Here is a 20,034-nt window from a genome sequence, read left to right as displayed (position 1 = left end):
TGAAGAGTTAACATCTTCACTTGGCGAGCCACGTGCTTAATCTAAGTGTTGTATATTATTACAATTTAGGTTTTATTACATAACAAGGAGTTGATAATCATGGAAAAAGTTAAAGTTAAAGTTAACATTAAAGCTGAAGAATTAACATCTTCACTTGGCGAGCCACGCGCTTAATTCAAAATAGTAATTGGGCCTATTTACATTAGGCCCCTTTACTGATTTTTTGATTCAAAATATGAATAATATTTAGTTTATATATTATATAGATTTTCAATACTTTATTTTAGAGAGGTTACTATAATGAAAAAACAAATTGAATTCCCTATAGTATCATCGTCAATTGAGCCTATAAAACTGTCGAATGGAGATATATTTCTAAACAGTCATATGGGGCGTCATATGAGAATTGAAAAAGCAGAATCTATACTTGAATGTTTACTTGAAAAGTGTGATGGCACTAAAAATATAAAGCAAATTGTTAATGAATTAAGATTGGAAAATTATGACATAACAGAAGTGGAAATTGAGGAAATATTGGAGACATTTTCTGAAAATGGAATTGTAGTTGAATGTAATAAAAGAAAGGTTCCAGAATGGCTTTCTAATGAACAATATGATCGGTATTTTACTTTAATTGATTTGTTTGAAAATTTTCCGGATTTAAAAAATAATCCCTGGGAAGCTTTTGAAAAAATTAGAAATGCCAAAGTTGGAATTATAGGCATGGGAGGAACGGGTAGTTTATTAGCAATGATGCTTGGAGCTACTGGTGTTGGTTATCTTAAATTAATGGATGGAGATAAAATTGAATCCTCGAATTTAGTTAGGCAAATTTTTTATGATGAAAATCAAATTGGTGAATTTAAAGCCGAAATTATTAAAGAGAGAATAAATTCATTTAATAGAGATGTTAATGTGGAATGTATTAATAGTTATGTTGAAAATTTAGAAGATGTTTATTCGTTTGCTGATGGTCTTGATTTTATTTTTGTAGAAGCTGATGAACCAAGATTTATATTGAATAGGTGGGTAAATGAAGCGTGTATAAAGTTGAAAATTCCTTATATAGGAAGCTTTGCTCAACAGATTGGTCCATTATTTATACCAGAAGAAACAGCTTGTTTTACATGCTATGAAGAATATATAAGACAAAATTTAGACAAAAGTGATTATGAGGATTTAATTATTGGGATGCAAAAGAAACGAGGAAGAAAGTATCCTTCTGTTGTTTCAGGAATTACATTATCATCACATTATCAGTTTTTAGAATGGTTTTCTTGGTTAACAGGTACATATGAGCCTTTAACTAAAAATAAAGTTTTAACTTTTAAAACAGGTGATATTGTAAGAACAGAGGATGTGTTGAAAAATGAATTATGTGAATCGTGTTCTATATAATTTATTAATCTAATATTTGATAGGAGATGTTTAATTAATGGAAAGAATAGAAGACATATTTACTATTACTCTAGAGGAATCTAAGTTGAAATATGAAGCAAATGAATTTTTATTAGCCCTTTTAGATACATATAAAGAATTATTAAGTAAGTATGAAATAGATTTTTCAGATGAGTTAAAATACCATCCAGCTATGGCTTGGTCAATTTATCGTGATCCTGAAAATGTTGAGCTTTTAAAGGAAAATCTTGCTATCTCAGAACAAGATAAGTCATGGTTTAATTCTATAAATGATAATCATTGGGTTAGTCGTTCACTTGATATTTTATCTGAAAGTAATTCAAAAGATTTAAATAGAGAAATTGTGTTGAAAATGAATGTTCCAACTACAGAAGAATGTGAATTAATTAATAGAGCTTTAAGTATTATTGAAAAGGCTTGGCCAGAAGCTTATAAACAAATAAAATTATTATCAAAAAAGATTGTTGTGATTGATTCTAATGGTGATAATTTTACTTCGGCTACTGGAGCATATTCATTTGGGGCAATATTTTTGAAAAATAAACCAGGTTGGAATGCTATGAATTTTGTTGATGTTTTAATACATGAAAGTGGACATCAAGCATTAATGGTTAAACAAACATTTGGAAGAATGATTGAAAATTTAACTAAAAAAGCAGATTCTCCTTTAAGAGAAGATAAACGTTGGTTAAATGGTACGTTACATGCTACATATGTGTTATGGAGAGTTTTAAAAGTATTTTCTAAAATAAAAGAATCTGAAGTTGTTTTATCTGAAGAGGAAAAAATAACAATGGATAACTTGGAAAAAGAATTTATTTTGAGATTGGAAAAAGGTGTGGAGATTTTAGAAAACGAAGCTGAGTTTTCTAATTTAGGGAAAATCTTTTTTGATGAAATTAAACAAGAATTGAGCGAGTTTTTATTAATTTATTCTTAAGGAGAGTTTATGAACTTATTTAAGTATTTGAAGCAAACGTTTCATTTTCCCGGTTTTCAAAGTTTTTTATATTCCGGTTTCTTAACAAGTATTGCGAATTGGAATTATGTAGTTGCAATGACCGCTTTGATTTATCAGCAATTTGGAACTACAGGAGTTGCGATATTTGGTCTTACAAGACAAATTCCATATATACTTTTTTCACCCATATCTGGTTATATAATTGATAGATTTCCGAGGAAAAAAATAATTATTTTTATAAATCTTTTAAATGTACTATCTATGACAATGCTTATTATATTTTCTTTCTTAAAAATTAATTCTTTATATGTGTTTCTTCTAGTTTCCTTAATTCAGGTGTTTGTAGGAACTATAGATTACCCTATTAGATTGACAATTGGTAAAAAATTAGTTGATAAGGATTCATTATTAGCAATGAATACACTTACGACTTCATTAGGTACAATTTCTCTTATGATAGCTCCTATTATTGGAGGCGTATTGGTTGGTTTAAACGATTTATTTTGGGCGTTTTTAATTAATGTTCTAGTATATTTAATTTGTTTAGTTTTAGTGTGTTTTATACCAAAATCTATCAATCAAAATTTTGATGGATTGTTGCAAACTGAACAAAAGGTTAAAATTTCAGATTCTCTAAATAATATTGTAGAGGGATTTAAATTTATTTTATTCAATAAAAAGATTTTTTCTGTCTCTATTATTTTATGCTTTATTCATATAGTTGTTGGATCAGTCTTTGTTTTTGTTCCATATCTTGCTGATATAACTGGACAAGAAGGTTCAGGTACGGGATATTATTTAGCGATTAATGGATTAGGTTGTGTTATCGGAACTTTATTAGGTGGACACTTTGGTAAGAAAAATCTTACTTTTATAATTTGGATAAGCGTATTAGGTTCTTTTATTGCTTGTATTATTTGTGGTGGAATAAATCATGTTTTCGTGGCATATTTAGCAGTTTTATTTATAGGTATTTTTACTATGTTGCCGGAAGCACCTATTATGACTATTATTCAGGAAGAGACTCCTGACAATGCTTCGGGAAGAGTATTTGCAGCTATTGATGTTTTAATTATAGGTGGTATGGGAATAGGTTCATTTTTAGTTGGTTGGTTATTTGCTAATACAACATTTATGTTTACTTTGTTTGTTATTGGTATTTTGCCAGTTATTGTTTCACTACTTATGAATAAATTTTTATATGTTAAAAACGATCAAGTAAATAATAGCTCTATTACAGAAGCATGATTTTGTAAGTAATAATATTTTTTATATTTAAGTGTATACCCTAAAAAATTAATGATTGCTATGGGTAATAAAATTAATAGTGAACATAAAAACCTTTAGGATTTTCTAAAAGTTTTTATGTTCATTAATTTTTTAAATGCGATATAAAAATTTTGATTAGTCGGTGAAATAAACCGTATTAAGGGTGGATAAAATTAACCCTAATGTTTAGAAATATAACAATTACCCGTTTAATGAAGATAATAAATTAAATAATCAAATTTTCGGAACCTAATCCTGTTTTATATATCTATTGATAATATTCTAGATTTTAAGAAAGAGTAAATCAAGATATATGAGTACTATGATTACTGCTAAATATGATATTAAAGGAGCGATATAATGAATATTAACCTTAAAATTACTGATAAATCAGAACATTATGTTCAAAAATTATTTGAACAGCAAGTGATTCAGAATCCGAATTCTGTTGCGTTGGTATATAAAGAACAACAGTTAACTTATAAGGAATTAAATGAAAAAGTAAATCAATTAGCTTTTTATCTACAGAAACGAAACGTAGGACCTGAAAGTATGGTAGGGGTTTATATAGAACGTTCTTTAGAGATGATTGTAAGTATATTAGGAATAATAAAAGCTGGTGGTGCATATGTCCCACTAGATCCCGCATATCCAACAAAGAGACTTGAATATATCTTGAAAGATGCCAATATACAAGTATTGCTAACCAAAAGCCATTCAACACAGTGGATACCTAAAGAAATAGACTGTATTGATATAAAAGAACATGAAATGAATATTTCGAAAGAAAAAAGTATAAATCCTACAATTGAAGTTAAACCAGATAATTTGGCATATGTAATCTATACATCTGGATCTACAGGAAAACCCAAAGGGGTATTAATTGAACAAAAGAGCTTATGTAATTTTATTATTTCTAGTATTAATTTAACAAAAATGAATGCAGACAGTAAAAATATTCAATTTGCTTCATTATCATTTGATGCTTCAGTATTTGAGATATTTACTAGCCTAGTTTCAGGTGGAACCTTATATGTATGTAGTCAACACGATATTATGCCAGTTGAACCACTTACTCAGTTCTTGCAAAAAAATAAAATTACACATGCACTTTTACCACCTACGGTACTTAATTTGTTAGATGAATCTGTATTTAAAGATTTACAGGTTGTTACTTCTGCAGGATCAGCCTGTAGTGAAAAAGTTGCAAAACGCTGGATGCAAAATCACCTTTTTATTAATGCGTATGGTCCAACAGAAACCACAGTTTATACTGTCGCGGGAATATATAAAGGAGATGGAGCACCTCCTATTGGTCGGCCCATGCCAAATGTAGAGGCATATGTATTAAATAAAGATCATAAGCGTGTCCCTATGGGAACAGTTGGTGAACTTTATATAGGCGGTATCGCATTAGCACGAGGATATTTGAATCAACCTGAATTAACAGAGGCATCATTTATCCCACACCCATTCAAGAATAGTTCAAATGATAGATTATATCGGACCGGTGATTTAGTTAAATATTTACCTGATGGAAATATAGAATATATAGGAAGAGCTGATAAACAAGTTAAGATTAGAGGATTTCGAATTGAGTTAGGTGAAATTGAAACAATCTTAGGAAAGCATCCAGACATTAAAGAAGTTACTGTGGTAGCGCAAGAAGATACATTTGGAGATAAAATCTTAGTAGCTTATATTGTAGGTGAAGGAGATATACAAGAGTGGAGAAAACATGTAGGGATACATCTTCCAAATTATATGGTACCGGCTCATTTTATCAAGATAGAATCATTACCGTTAACTGTTAATGGGAAGATAGATAAAAATGCTTTACCCGCATGGGATTCTATTATACAAACGAGCGAGGGATATATAGCACCTCGGAATAGAGTAGAGAGAAAATTGGTAGAAATTTGGTCAGAGGTATTAGGGATTGACTCCTCTATCATTGGGATAAACGCTAATTTTTTTGAGTTAGGTGGACATTCTCTCTTAGCAACTAAAATAATTTCACGTTTAGGTGTTGATTTTTCAATTCTAATACAAGTACGTGATATATTTGAATACCCTACTATTAAAAGTTTCTCAAAACGTTTAACATTTTTATTGGGAAAAATGGTGGGAAGCGATGTTTTAACACCGTTACAATCAGTAAAACGTGAACAATATGAACCATTATCTTTTGCTCAACAACGTTTATGGATAATGGATAAAATTGAAACAAATAGTGCACTTTACAATGTCCCGATTGCATGGCGTTTAAAAGGGAAATGGAACGTTGACATGTTAAAAAAAGGATATGCTGCAATGATACATCGCCATGAAATTTTACGGACAGTATTTCAAGAAGTTGACGGAAAACCAGTGCAAATTGTTCAAAAAGATATAACAGTTCCCTTATCAGTAATTGATTTATGTTATCTTTCTCCAGAAGATAAAATATCGAAAATGGATAAAATATCGAAAATAGAAGCTGAAAAGCCATTTGATTTAAGCCAAGGGCCTTTATTGCGTGCTCATTTAATAATAATGGACAATGAAGAGTTAGTACTTCTTTGTACCGTCCATCATATTATTTTTGATCGCTGGTCATTAGATACTTTTATTAATGAATGGATGAGTTTTTATCATGCATTTTTGGAAGACGAAACTGATAAGCTTTCCCCTTTACCTTTTCAGTATATTGATTTTACAAAGTGGCAAAAAAGCTGGTTAACAGAAGACATAATACAAAAACAAATAGCATATTGGAGGAATGAATTACGTGGCTTCCTTCCTATATTGGAACTCCCATTTGATTATCCTCGTCCAACAATACAAAGCTATAATGGAGATACGTATCAATTTGTCATACCCAATAAATTGTTAGAAAAAATAAAGGTATTTAATTATAAGGAAGGTGTTACACTATTTGCCACGTTATTAGCAAGTTATCAAGGGTTTCTTTCTCGTTATACAAATCAAAAAGATATTTTAGTAGGCAGCCCGATTGCTAATAGGAATTATCCAGGGGTTGAAGATCTTATTGGATTCTTTGCGAATACTGTAGTCTATCGTGCAGATTGCTCAAATAATATAACATTTAAAGAATTGGTCCAACAGATAAAGAAAAAAATGTTAGATGCACAAGAAAATCAGGACGTTCCTTTTGAAAAAGTTATAGAAGCCATACAACCAGAACGTGATATGAGTTATTCTCCACTATTTCAGACAATGTTTGTTTTTCATAATCAATTAAAAGAGTTACCAAAATTATTAGATCATAGCGTAGAAAAAATGCCTAGACATATGAATGGTGCAAAGTTTGATATAACTATAGCAATGGAAGAGGTACCAACAGGATTACAAGTGGACTTTGAATATAATACAGACTTATTTAAGGTTTCTACAATAAAAAGAATGGCTCAATCTTTTGAAATTTGGCTAGATGAAATTTTACAATTTCCGGAGGAACCTATTGAGAATTTAAGAATAATTACTAGGAAGGAAGAAAAGCAATTATTACATGAATGGACTAACATAGAGGGGAATTATCAAAAAGATGTGGTGATTCAAGAGTTATTTGAACAGCAAGTGATTCAGAATCCGAATTCTGTTGCGTTGGTATATAAAGAACAACAGTTAACTTATAAGGAATTAAATGAAAAAGTAAATCAATTAGCTTTTTATCTACAGAAACGAAACGTAGGACCTGAAAGTATGGTAGGGGTTTATATAGAACGTTCTTTAGAGATGATTGTAAGTATATTAGGAATAATAAAAGCTGGTGGCGCATATGTCCCACTAGATCCAGCCTATCCAACAAAGAGACTTGAATATATCTTGAAAGATGCCAACATACAAGTATTGCTAACACAAAGTCATCTAACACAGTGGATACCTAAAGAAATAGACTGTATTGATATAAAAGAACATGAAATGAATATTTCGAGAGAAAAAAATACAAATCCTACAATTGAAGTTAAACCAGATAATTTAGCATATGTAATCTATACATCTGGATCCACAGGAAATCCAAAGGGTGTCCTTTATGCACAAAAAGGTCTATGCAATTTTATTAATGCCAGCATTGATTTTACAAAATTAAATACGAGTAGTAAGGTAGTTCAGTTTTCTTCAATTGCATTTGATGTTTCACTATATGATATATTCGCAACTCTGGTGTCGGGTGGAACTTTATATGTATGTGGTCAACAAGATATTATGCCAGTTGAACCACTTACTCAGTTTTTGCTAGAAAATAAAATTACGCATGCATTTTTACCACCTACGGTACTTAATTTGTTAGATGAATCTAAATTTGAGGAATTACAAACTGTTATTTCTGCGGGTTCAGTCTGTAGTGAACAAGTGGCAAAACGGTGGGTGAAAAATCACCTCTTTATTAATGCATATGGTCCAACAGAGGCATCGGTTGCTACTATAGAAATTTATAGTGGTGAAGGGACACCACCTATTGGTCGATCTATTCCCAATGTAGAGGTATATGTATTAAATAAAGCTCAAAAACTTGTCCCTATTGGAACAGTGGGTGAACTTTATATAGGAGGTATCGCATTAGCACGAGGATATTTAAATCAACCTGAATTAACAAAAGCATCATTTATCCCACACCCATTCAAGAATAGCTCAAATGATAGATTATATCGGACAGGTGATTTAGTTAAATATTTACCTGATGGAAATATAGAATATATAGGGAGAGCTGATAAACAAGTTAAGATTAGAGGATTTCGAATTGAGTTAGGTGAAATTGAAACAATATTAGGAAAACATCCAGACATTAAAGAAGTTACTGTGGTAGCGCAAGAAGATACATTTGGAGATAAAATCTTAGTAGCCTATATTGTAGGTGAAGGAGATATACAAGAGTGGAGAAAACATGTAGAGGTACATCTTCCAAATTATATGGTACCGGCTCATTTTATCAAGATAGAATCATTGCCGTTAACTGTTAATGGGAAGGTAGATAAAAATGCTTTACCTGCATGGGATTCTATTATACAAACAAGCGATGGGTATATAGCACCTCGGAATAGAGTAGAGAGAAAATTGGTAGAAATTTGGTCAGAGGTATTAGGGATTGACTCCTCTGTCATTGGGATAAACGCTAATTTTTTTGAACTAGGTGGGCACTCTTTAAAAATTATGAGTACTTTAGTAAAAACATTTTCTGAAGGCTGGAATGTAACTATTAAAGATTACTTTGAATTAAAAACTATTAATAATATAGCTAAAAAAATTCAATATGGATATAGAGTAAATTCACATTCAGATACATTAGATATTAAATTGTTAACACCTCCGAAGAAGCTAAAGGAAACAAAAAGATTTGCATTTAGTAATAATAGCAAAATACTTTTAACAGGAGCTACAGGATTCTTAGGTATACATCTACTAGAACAACTATTGGATACTACAGAATGTAAGATATATTGTTTAGTTCGTGGGGAAAATAAACTAGAGGCGAAAAATCGTTTATTAGACATGTTACAATTTTATTTTAAAAACAAATTTGTAAGATATCAATCTTTAGTAAATCAGCGTATCTTTATTGTGCAAGGTGATTTAGCTAAACAAAATATGGGATTAGAAAACGCATTATATAAGGAGCTTCATCAACAAATCTCAACTGTTATTCATGCTGCGGCTTTAACAAAACATTTTGGCGAGTATAGTGAATTTGAAAGAGCGAATGTCCAGGCGGTGAAAGAACTTCTTGCCTTTGTTGGTGATACTAAGGATTTACATCATATATCTACGACTGGTGTAGCAGGACAATTTGTATTAAGTGAAAAGGAAATAATATATAAAGAAAGCGATTTTTATGTAAAACAAAATTACAAAGATAATGTGTATGTGAAAAGTAAATTTTTAGCAGAATATGAAGTGTTCAAGGCAATATTAAGGGGAACAGATGCTACTATTTATAGAGTAGGAAATCTTACAAATAGATATATTGATGGACAACATCAATATAACTTCACCGAAAATGCATTTATGAGCAAATTAAAATTTATATTACAATATGGTATCGTGACAGATGTATTATTATCAAGTGAAGTTGAATTTACACCTGTAGATTATTGCAGCAAAATTATCACAGGGTTTGTAACATCAAATGAAGTGCATGAAAATAGTGAAGATTGCGTAAATCATATATACAATCATCTTACGTTAAATTTAAAGGAACTTGTAAAGTTACTAAATTCAATGGGATATCCAATTAAAGTAATTTCTGAAACAGAGTATCAGCAATTTATTTTAGAACTATCTAAAGATAAAAAGAAACAGGAAGATATTCAAAATCTCATGACATTTGAAGAGCCAAAAGATAATTGTTATAAACCAATAAAGCTTGATTCGACTGAAACTCAAAAAAAGCTAAAATTATTAGGTGTTCAATGGCCTATTATTAATAGTGAATATATACAACAAATAATTGCTTATATGACGAGTGTTACTGGTAGTGGTTCTGTAGCAAATTTTTTAAAACAAAGTTATACTTTAAAAAGCTGATTGGGAATATGAGAAATGAGCTATTTTAAAGGAAAGTAATTAAAAAAACATAGAAATTTTTTAGGTGAAATCATTGGAAAAGGGCGGCTTTTAGTCAGCGTATGAAAGTAAACTATCATATATTACTTTTAGTCTTCAATAGAGAGTAGCGTCAAGGAAGTCCTTCTATAAGAAAGTATGAATATGTCGTTTTCTTTAACTAAAATAGAAATGAACTTATTATATAATAAGTTCAAGAAAATTTTTCCTTTTTAATCATTGTTAAATAATCACAAACCTTTCGGGTTTACGATTCATTACAAGGAAGTGTATAACGCATATACGCTAATTTGTAATACGAATGTATTCCTGGAAGGTTTTTTTGCGTTGTGGGAATAGGATAAGTAATCAACTAGCAAGGATGTGATAGATTATCTTAAATTATTAAGAATTGTAGTGGGGAAATAAGAATTTTGGATTTCAAAATACAAAAGAAGGTGAAAAAAGATGAGAGGAGCAGTCTCTTCTTTTTTATTTCGAAAGGAGAAGGAAGTGGTTAAATATGAACATGAAAACTTTTGAAATGCGTGAAAAACGTTTAGCAGAACTACTAGGTGCAAAAGTACTATGGGAATTTATCAGTGCCGTCACAGAGGAAATTGAAAAGCAGGAATTAGAGTCTACACCAGGTTTATTAGAAGATCTATTCATACATGTGAAAGAAACAATTCAAATTCAAAATATGAATCAACACATAACAAAAGCCCCTGTAAAAACAGAGGCTGATGGTATAAATACAGATACATTATTTATGGAAGCATATGTAGAATTAATTAATCATAAGTTTGTTATTTCTGAATTAGCTGTAGAGCTTTCATCTGTTCTAAAAGAATTAAATTGTTTTGTTCAATCATCTTTGCCACTGCTTCAAAGTAAGCTTGATTCTCAAGAACCTCAATCTGCTTCTCTTTAGGGAGTGATTGAAGTATTTCTTTAATTTCTTTACACTCGTATATGTTATTCTCCGAGTCTTCGATTAATTTATTGCGACGATTGGTGTATTCAAGTGCACCTAAAGTCGCTAATGCGCGAGGGTCTAATCCTAGAATTTCCATGTATTCCTCTCCTTTCCTCTACAAATAATTCGATAGGGGGAAGGAGATTCCTTTAGTAATTTGGGAGAGTCTTTATACAGTTATACAGATTGTTAATGATTAGTGGACATGTTATCTAGCAGGAACGTAGGAGAAATAGACTAAAAAAAACCTTAAGGATAATGAGAAGAAAGGAGAAACCAGTAAAATACACTCACTTTCCCTAAGTAATCTTCATATAAAACGGTTATTTACTTTTATTGTAAATTTTCAATTAGATTCTTTGATGAAGAGTAGATAGACATATGGAATAGAGGATGAATTAGTAGTTAAATTAGCATGATTTTTATGGAAGAATAAAAGACTTGGTGAACTACTCGCCACTTAGCAAAGCTTGAAGTGGGAGCTTCTCAGTTCCACGACGAAAGTAACCTTTCGTCTCCCTGAGCGTTACTTCGGGGTGTTCCACCCCTAGTCCAACGCAAGGATGCTCTTTTGGTACGGTTGATATTTTACGCAGGAACCGAATGGCTTGGTTTTCGCACTCTATTTTCTTCCTGCAACCTTCTATATCAAGTTATCAAAGAACTTCATATAGCTAGTTTATCAAAAGTTTTTGGCTATACCAAACCGAAATTCATCTCCCACCTATCATTGGGCTACGCCCTTCACACGCTTGAGGAAGGAGAATTCTTTCGGGGAATACGTTAAAGTTTTTTAATAAATTCAATTTCATTATCTAATAATAATGGACGAGTTAGGTGTGAAGAGTTTTCTTCAACCTGAGGAGAGTTTTTTGCACCAGGAATAGCAACTGAAACAGCTGAGTGACTTAAAACATAACGTAAGGCGATTTGCGCTAGACTTCGATTTGATCGTACAAGTGAACGTAATTTCTCTACTTTGTTTAAGCTATCTTTAAACCACTTTTCTTTGGGCCAATCTTTTCTTAAATCATCGTCTGGAAATTGGGTTTCATGATTAAATTTCCCTGTTAAAATCCCCATCTTAAGTGGACCTCTTATCACAGCACCTAAATTATGTTTTTCAATATAAGGAAGGATGTCTTTTTCAGGTTCTTTATTTAAAATACTATAATCAAATTGCACAACATCTAAATCAGCATTCTGATTAAAATGTTTAATATAATTTAAATTATTAGTAGAAACGCCAACTGCTCTCACTTTACCAGATTTTTTTAAGGCTTGGAAAGCCTGTAGAAAGGCTTCTGTTTCTTCAGGTTTATCCCACCAAATATGACAAAAGTACACATCTATATAATCAGTTTTAAGCCGCAGTAAACTAGCATCAAACGCATCAATAATCTTTTGAGGATCTCCATAAACGGCTGGTTGATTTGGGTCATAATGATGACCAATTAATCCACCTTTTGTAGAAAGAATGATATCCTGTCTACGATTAATTATAGCTTTTGCAACGAGTGTTTCACTATGACCTAATCCATAAACGTCAGCAGTGTCAATAAAATTAACCCCTAGGTCAATTGCTTTATTGATTGCATCAATGGATTCATTATCTTTTACTACTCCCCATTCATCTCCACCAATCGCCCAAGAACCAAATCCTATCTCTGAAACTATTAATCCTGTGTTACCTAATAATCTATATTCCATTATGTACGGACTCCTCCATTTCAGTTTATATTATTAGATATATACATGGTGAACAGTTGGAATATTCTTGAATTTGTTTTTGGTATATAAATTAGAGTATATATTCTAGTAAATATAGATGAAGTTACTAAGTGCGTTAAAGAAAATAAAAAACTCCCGAATAAGTATATTACTAAAGAGCAAGCTTAATCATTAGGTTGGAAGGGAAAAGAAGATAATTTGCATGAGGTAGCACCTGGTATGAAGCGGATAGAAATTATATACCAGGGTATTGAGGTAATGATAGAATTCTTTATTCTATTGATGGATCGGTGTATAAGACCTCAGATTATTACAAAACGTTTACTGAAATAAAGTAGAAAGGATTTTAGTTATGGAAAAAATACATTTAGATGGGCGGATGTTTACAAGTAAAGATGTACTGCATAAAACATTAAAGAACAAATTAGATCTTCCAGATTACTATGGTGAGAATGCAAATGCGTTATGGGATTGCTTAACAGCATGGGTTACTCTTCCTTTAACAATAGAATGGGAATTTTTTAAAGAAAGCCAGAATATGTTAAGTGAAGAAGCAGATTTGATTTTAGAAACATTTCAAGATACTCAAGAAGAGATGACAGGTAAATTCTATATTATTGTAAAATAGGAGAAAGAGCCTTAAGTAGACATAAAACCGCGGAAATATTTAATTTCTGCGGTTTTTATTTTATCAATTTTGTTGATTTTAAATGTGAAGATTAATTTTTGGTTGATAGGAGCTTGTATATGAAAGTAAAGTGTATAAAAAATTCAGGAGATACATTTTCAGAGGAGTTATTAAAACAAGGATATAATCGAGATTCAATAATAAATTTAGAAATCTATAAGGAATATGTGGTTTATATAAACAGCTTGTTTTTTGAAAAGGTTGAAAGATGGTATTTATATTGGCACGGATATCTATTACAATGTACTCTATAGAAAAAGTAGCTGCAAGTGCAACTACTTTTTTTACAAAACATTATTATTTTAAAAGCATTCTTAACGTAAACTTGCACTTAATGGTACTTGAGAATAAACTGTGAAATTGTTACCATAAGTACCGTGTCTTGAAAATGAGGAAGAAATTGAACTGTTCCAACTTTTGTAGGTAGCCCCTGATGTATCTGTTCTTAGAAGTACATTTGAAAAGCTAGCTTGGCTAAAGGAGTTACGTCCAGTATCTTCAACCCCCTGAACCATTTTTACTGGTTCATATTGAGAAAATGAGCCATATACAGGCTGATTTGCATATCTAGGGTTTCCATTTACATACATAGTAACCGTACCATTTCCGTTATTAACGAGTTTAAGGTTTACTCGGTCACCATCTTTAATTGATTCATCATACTGTGTGTTCCAATACTTACTGTTTTGACCTGATTCATTATACCCTGAATTTAGAAATACTTTATATCCACTTGGTGTTTTGGAAATACCACCCTCAACTTTAGATGCTCCAATACCTAAATACCAATTCACATACCCATCTTTAACAACAACTGATTTTGGTAGATTTATATCAGCTGCAATTCCGGTATAAGTACTATTTGTAACACTTTTTACAGCACCTTCTGTAGCTGCAAAACTAGTAGTTGAAAACATTGATAGAGAAATTAGAAGTGAACCAACTAGATACATCATTTTTTTCTTACTTTTCCATAATACTTGATTCGTTTTAGATCCCCCATATTTTAAATTATTAAATTGTATGAAAAGTTGGCCAACTAACTACAACTTACAAATTAACGATATATCAGGTTTCATTTAATGTATATATTTTCCTGTTAGAAGTCACCAAAATGTCAAATAAATTTGTTTTTTTATATTTATCAATATAGGTGGAGTTGACAGATTAAAGTGGCATGTCTATTTAAATGTAAGAAGATTTTGTTAAAAATACAATTAAAACCTATCAATGTGTTGGGGATAATATGTACTAGGATTCATTTAGGGGAGAGAACTATGGAATGAATATAGCGGGATTTTTCAAAGGGTATTTCTGAAATGTTTAGAAATGGATTAAAAACAAAGGAAATAAATGAATCGTTTTTGTTAAGGAATTCATTGAAATAGTGCGTAGATGAAGGGGAGTATATTTTATATAAGAAATGGATTTCCTATATAAAAGAGGAAAGGGGGTCCAGCTATGGCAATTATAAATACAAGATCGAAGTTAGATAATGCAGTTATTGAAGAGGCTATAGAGGCATTAAAAGATGAAAATGAATGTTTACGTATGGAAATTGATTACTTAAAAAAGTTAAAGGCCTTCGTTCAAAAAGAGATGGAATTACAGAACAAGATAAAGCAAAAGTAATTTATTTTACAAAATTCGAAGGTATGGAACAGATTAAGATAGTATTAGGATAATTATATAGTTCATTACAATCGAAAAAAATCAAAGTACGGTTAAAAAGAATGAGTCCAGTATCATACCGGACTCACATTCAAACAGCCGCTTAATTTTTTGTTTAATTCTTCAGGTCCAGTTCATCATAGGCGATCAATCGTTCGCTTGCTACGCTCAGTAATTGTTATTCTTTAACTCAACTCATTTTACATTAGTTTAAGTATTGAGAGTAAAAGAATAGGAATAGAAAAATTAATGTTTTGCTAAATAATCTATTAAAGAAACTTAAAGGAATAACAAGTTCTCCTATTGTAAGGATCTTAAGTTTATCCTTATTTAGTCCTTTTATTAATTCTTTTAATGTTTGGAAATTTATTTTATTAACGAAAGCCCAACTTGGCACAGCTTTTGTATCTGAACCTATTTTGAAAATGATATGAATACTATGTGCATGAAAACCGCTTATTATTAAAATAAGCATAAACCCTAAAATAATGAACCAAGTCATTTTTCAACATCTCCTTTCAGTATCTAATATTAAGATATTAAAACTGTTGAGAAAGTGTGCTGTTGTCCATGAAAAATATTGAGAATTTGTTGAGGCAACGTTGAGAATGTTGCAATGCGATTGATTGTAAGGGGAGTTAATAATGCTTGTCAGATTATATGCGTGAAAAAAGGAAATAGGAAAGAGAACAGTTGCGTAGACTGTTCTCTTAAGGAGCGGAAGTGCTGAACATTTTCAATGACAATGATTCAACCATTCCGTTAATAGTATGTGCAAATATTTATAATTCATACAGGCAAGACGGCTATTAAAAATAGCCGTCTTGCCTCAGGGAGAATTCAAGAAAATCAGAGATTCATTATGAGAATAGATTGGCTGTTACCAATCTATTCTCATAATTGGAAATAATCACATAAATTATTCGTAGGTTAAAATCTCAATTCATTGTAGGATGAGTGACATGCAAAGTGCTCTTTTTAAGGTGTGTATTAGGACTTGAAAGAGGCATCAATGACAATTTAGAAGGAGATATCTCTATACAACATATGGAGGTACTATGGAAGGGTGACGATAAAAAATAAAAAGAGCAGTTAGAATGAACTAACTGCTCAGCTCCAGGGGAATTGGAGACTTGGTTTTATATAGTATTAACAAACTTTCGGTGTATTATTCGAAAGTGGATATCGATGGTTAATTATAAATATTGTATTAGTGCATTTTATCCTTTAAATATTGTTCCTCCATTAGTAACATGGGACTCTCCAATTTCTCCAACTTCTTCAACAAGAATAAGCGGTAAATTATTATTACCTTGTTTATTATTCCTGTTCATAGCATTATAAATAAATTGTGCGTACTGTTCTCTAGATACCTTCATATATGGACTATAGTTATTGTTACCTGTGCCTTCCGCAATATGGTTGGAATGAATAGCATGAATTGCATTTTTTGCCCAAAATCCATTCGATATATCTTTAAAAGTAAATGCTCCCGTTGCTTTTAGCTGAAATGCCTTCGTTAATACAGAAGCCATTTCAGCACGTGTTAAAGTATCCTTAGGGCGGAAGTTACCATGTTCATCTCCAGTGAATATTCCTAAGTTTGTGAGAGATAAAATCTCTTTTGAGTAATGGGTTGTGAGAGAATTGATATCTAAATAAGGGTTAGTATATGTTTCTTTATTTTCTGGTTTGAGGTAATTGTACATAAGGATGGCTACTTGTTCTCGTGTTACATCATCTCCAAATCCAAAGATCCCATTTCCGTATCCAAATAGGATTTGTTTTTCTTTTAAGTCATGTATCGCTGTATATGACCAGTGGTTTTGTGGTACATCAGCAAAGGCTTCTTCAGCATGAGCGGTATAATGTCCAACTCCAAGTATTGTTAAGGTACTAATAGATAGTGCTGAGCATAATTCAACTAATTTTCTTTTCAAAACATTTCCTCCTTAAAAACGATATATTATCTTAATAAGTATATTGAAACCTATTTTAATTATATATAAATATAATAGGTTTAAAAGATATATTTTTGTGGATGAAAAATATAACGGTGCCATATTTAAAAAATTGCAAGATAGACCAGTAACTAGATTTGGTTATAATATTTTTGATTTTATAAAGAGGAAAGGGGTAGTTTTAATTATCGAGACAGTAAAAGGACAAGCAAAAAGGATTAACTTTGAAGAAAGTGCGTGCTTTAATTGTATTAGGAGTCTTAATTATCGTATAACTACGTCCTATATAGCTAGGGAAAATGAACGGATAAATTGCATAGAAGTCTTTGTATATCATAGGCTTAATTCTATGTATGATACTTGGACATTTTGGGTTACCAGAGTTATCAATATTAGTAGGGTTAGTATGTATTGTATGAGGTATCCTTATAGCAATAGGAATTAGTGTTATATAGAAAAAAATAAGAGCACAGAGCATTTAAATAGAATGCTTTTTATTTTGCATAGAAAAAGGAACCCAGAAGGGTTCCTTTTCTTATTCCGATCTATCTTAAGCGCATATAAGATAATGTTATTTTACATCTTAATATTAGGAATTACAATAAATAATTAGAGATTACTGTGAGTTGGTGTAAATGGGAGAAAGAACTATAGACATTTCTGCATGTTCTGGTTGTAATGAGTCTTGCATATGGACATCAGATGTCTAATAAACAAACTTTAGCGAATCCTTTTGAATACGCATTAAAAGCCCGAAAATTTATACATGAAAAAGCAGGTCTTTAATTTCCGCATGGTGAGATTACATGAGGAGAAAAAAAGCGAGACGTTTGGTTCTCCATTTAATAAATAATATTGAAAAAGGTGAATGTGCAATGCCATTAGTGCAAATGAAGGATATTTTAATTAAGGCAAATCAAGAGAGTTATGGAGTCGGAGCTTTCAGTGTTGCTAATATGGAAATGGTAATGGGAGCTATTCAAGCAGCAGAAGAGTTACGTTCTCCCCTTATTCTACAAATTGCGGAAGTTCGTTTGAATCATTCGCCAATTCATATGATTGGTCCTTTGATGGTTGCTGCGGCGAAAAATGCGACTGTCCCAGTAGCAGTTCACTTTGATCACGGTATGACGTTTGAAAAGATTAGAGAGACGTTAGAAATTGGTTTTAGTTCAGTTATGTTTGATGGCTCGCACTATCCATTAGAAGAGAATATTAAAAAGACAAAAGAAATTGTAGCGCTTGCAAAACAATACGGAGCGACGGTAGAGGCTGAGATTGGCAGAGTAGGTGGTAGTGAGGACGGATCAGAAGATATTGAAATGTTGCTGACAAGCACTACAGAAGCAAAACGATTTGCTGAAGAAACAGACGTAGATGCGTTAGCTGTTGCAATTGGAAATGCGCATGGTATGTACAATGGCGATCCTAATTTACGATTAGACCGCCTACAAGAGATTAATGAGGTAGTCCATATCCCACTCGTTTTACATGGCGGCTCTGGCATTAGTCCAGAGGATTTCAAGCGATGTATTCAACATGGTGTTGGAAAAATTAATGTAGCAACAGCCACATTTCAGAATGTAATTAATGCGGTTAACACTGCCGCCCTAAATACTCCGTATTCAGATTATTTTATGTATCACCAGGATGCTATTGAGGCTGCATACGAAAACGTTAAAAGTCATATGCAAATATTCGGAAGTGAAAACAGAGCATAATCAGAAAAGCTTTCTTCATTGATAGTTAGAAGAAACTCGGAATATAGTGAACTGACAAAAGTAGAGAATGATTGAGTAGCTATTTTATAAAAGGGGGAGAAAGCCGTGTTAGGAAAATTAGGTGAATTAAATGAAGGGTATAATGTATTAACAGAAATGAACGGTCAATGCAGTGATATGTTAATGGATATAGGCATATATAAGATGTCTAATGGAAAAGAAGAGTTGCTATTTGATAGTAAGAATGAAACGGCAGTACTTTTACTAGAAGGGGCAGTACGTTTAGAGTGGGAAGGAATGGAACAAGTTATTCAAAGACAGTCTGTGTTTGAAGAAAACCCTTGGTGTTTACATGTAGCTAAAAATGTGAAAGTTACAATTACCGCTCTTTCAGATAGTGAAGTGCTTGTTCAAAAAACAGATAATGACCAAAAATTTGCATCCAAGTTGTATACTCCAAATGAATGTCAAAGTGTTGTAGCTGGAGAAGGAGTATGGGAGGGAACAGCACAGCGTGTTATTCGTACAATTTTTGACTATAATAATGCGGCATATTCTAATATGGTAGTAGGAGAAGTTATTTCTTATCCAGGACGATGGTCCAGTTATCCACCACATCACCATGACCAGCCAGAGGTATATTATTATCGCTTTAACAAGCCGCAGGGATTTGGATGTGCAATGGTAGGTGAGGATGCTTATCGCGTTGTACATAATAGCTTTATTACAATTCCAGGTGAACTAGACCATCCGCAAGCAACTGCACCTGGATATGCAATGTATTTTTGTTGGATGATTCGACATCTTGAGAATAACCCATGGAATGATCGTATCATGGAAGAAGAACACAAGTGGTTATTAGAACCAAACGCGAAAATTTGGCCAGAAAAGGAATAGACGAAAAAAACGAGCACTCCTATTTATAGTGATAGGGTGCTCGTTTTTCTATGTATGCGTAGAAAAGAAAGTCCTCCTTACTGTTATTGTTGGGCTATCTTCTTGCATACATTTGAAGAAGAGTTCTTTCAGTAAGTATGTAGGAACAATCTTTAATTTTGGCGTTTGCTTCTGACCTGATGATTATTTTTTTA

13 protein-coding genes are annotated in these 20,034 nt (G+C 31.8%); 9 read left to right on the top strand and 4 right to left on the bottom strand.

Going from position 1 to position 20,034, the window contains the following annotated elements; all coding sequences use genetic code 11:
• Window positions 1–300 precede the first annotated feature (300 nt).
• The 5 genes from QCI46_RS28645 (at window position 301) to QCI46_RS28625 (ending at window position 11,126) form a co-directional block, all read left to right on the top strand.
• Window positions 301–1,398 carry a ThiF family adenylyltransferase gene (locus QCI46_RS28645; protein WP_353842058.1) on the top strand — a complete coding sequence of 366 codons (1,098 nt, stop codon included), beginning with the start codon at window positions 301–303 and terminating at the stop codon, window positions 1,396–1,398.
• Window positions 1,399–1,435: 37 nt separating this feature from the next.
• On the top strand, window positions 1,436–2,359 hold the full coding sequence (locus QCI46_RS28640) for an aKG-HExxH-type peptide beta-hydroxylase (RefSeq protein ID WP_353842057.1): 924 nt from the start codon (window positions 1,436–1,438) through the stop codon (window positions 2,357–2,359).
• A 9-nt stretch (window positions 2,360–2,368) separates the two neighbouring features.
• Entirely contained in the window at window positions 2,369–3,628 is a 1,260-nt protein-coding gene (locus QCI46_RS28635) for an MFS transporter (protein ID WP_097891355.1), read from the top strand.
• A 381-nt stretch (window positions 3,629–4,009) separates the two neighbouring features.
• Window positions 4,010–10,174, top strand: a complete 6,165-nt coding sequence (locus tag QCI46_RS28630) for a non-ribosomal peptide synthetase (RefSeq protein ID WP_353842056.1) — start codon at window positions 4,010–4,012, stop codon at window positions 10,172–10,174.
• Between the two features lie 541 nt (window positions 10,175–10,715).
• Window positions 10,716–11,126 (top strand): hypothetical protein, encoded by a 411-nt coding sequence (locus QCI46_RS28625; protein ID WP_353842055.1) that lies wholly within the window; start codon window positions 10,716–10,718, stop codon window positions 11,124–11,126.
• 828 nt (window positions 11,127–11,954) lie between these two features.
• On the opposite strand, the gene QCI46_RS28620 is transcribed toward QCI46_RS28625, so the two are convergent.
• The gene (locus QCI46_RS28620; RefSeq protein WP_353842054.1) at window positions 11,955–12,881 is read right to left on the bottom strand and encodes an aldo/keto reductase; all 927 of its coding nucleotides are present in this window, start codon (window positions 12,879–12,881) and stop codon (window positions 11,955–11,957) included.
• 373 nt (window positions 12,882–13,254) lie between these two features.
• On the opposite strand from QCI46_RS28620, the gene QCI46_RS28615 reads away from it, so the two are divergent.
• Window positions 13,255–13,530, top strand: a complete 276-nt coding sequence (locus QCI46_RS28615; protein ID WP_098215359.1) for a barstar family protein — start codon at window positions 13,255–13,257, stop codon at window positions 13,528–13,530.
• 374 nt (window positions 13,531–13,904) lie between these two features.
• On the opposite strand, the gene QCI46_RS28610 is transcribed toward QCI46_RS28615, so the two are convergent.
• A complete protein-coding gene (locus tag QCI46_RS28610; protein WP_353842053.1) occupies window positions 13,905–14,546 on the bottom strand; it encodes a hypothetical protein in 642 nt (213 codons plus the stop codon).
• A 505-nt stretch (window positions 14,547–15,051) separates the two neighbouring features.
• Between QCI46_RS28610 and QCI46_RS28605 the strand changes: the two genes are divergently transcribed.
• Entirely contained in the window at window positions 15,052–15,222 is a 171-nt protein-coding gene (locus tag QCI46_RS28605) for a hypothetical protein (RefSeq protein ID WP_353842052.1), read from the top strand.
• Between the two features lie 244 nt (window positions 15,223–15,466).
• Here QCI46_RS28605 and QCI46_RS28600 read toward each other — a convergent pair whose 3' ends face one another.
• Entirely contained in the window at window positions 15,467–15,763 is a 297-nt protein-coding gene (locus QCI46_RS28600; RefSeq protein ID WP_353842051.1) for a hypothetical protein, read from the bottom strand.
• Between the two features lie 718 nt (window positions 15,764–16,481).
• Complete coding sequence (locus QCI46_RS28595; RefSeq protein ID WP_353842050.1) at window positions 16,482–17,201, bottom strand: S-layer homology domain-containing protein; 720 nt, start codon at window positions 17,199–17,201, stop codon at window positions 16,482–16,484.
• Between the two features lie 896 nt (window positions 17,202–18,097).
• On the opposite strand from QCI46_RS28595, the gene QCI46_RS28590 reads away from it, so the two are divergent.
• Window positions 18,098–18,943, top strand: a complete 846-nt coding sequence (locus tag QCI46_RS28590) for a class II fructose-bisphosphate aldolase (RefSeq protein WP_353842049.1) — start codon at window positions 18,098–18,100, stop codon at window positions 18,941–18,943.
• Between the two features lie 105 nt (window positions 18,944–19,048).
• Window positions 19,049–19,840 (top strand): 5-deoxy-glucuronate isomerase, encoded by a 792-nt coding sequence (locus QCI46_RS28585; RefSeq protein ID WP_353842048.1) that lies wholly within the window; start codon window positions 19,049–19,051, stop codon window positions 19,838–19,840.
• The last annotated feature ends 194 nt before the right edge of the window (window positions 19,841–20,034 follow it).

Origin of the sequence: Bacillus cereus group sp. RP32 (genome assembly GCF_040459735.1) — a bacterium.
GTDB classification, from domain to species: Bacteria; Bacillota; Bacilli; order Bacillales; family Bacillaceae_G; genus Bacillus_A; species Bacillus_A wiedmannii.
The sequence above is the reverse complement of the archived record's forward strand: the minus strand, read 5'-3'. Positions and strand labels throughout refer to the sequence as shown.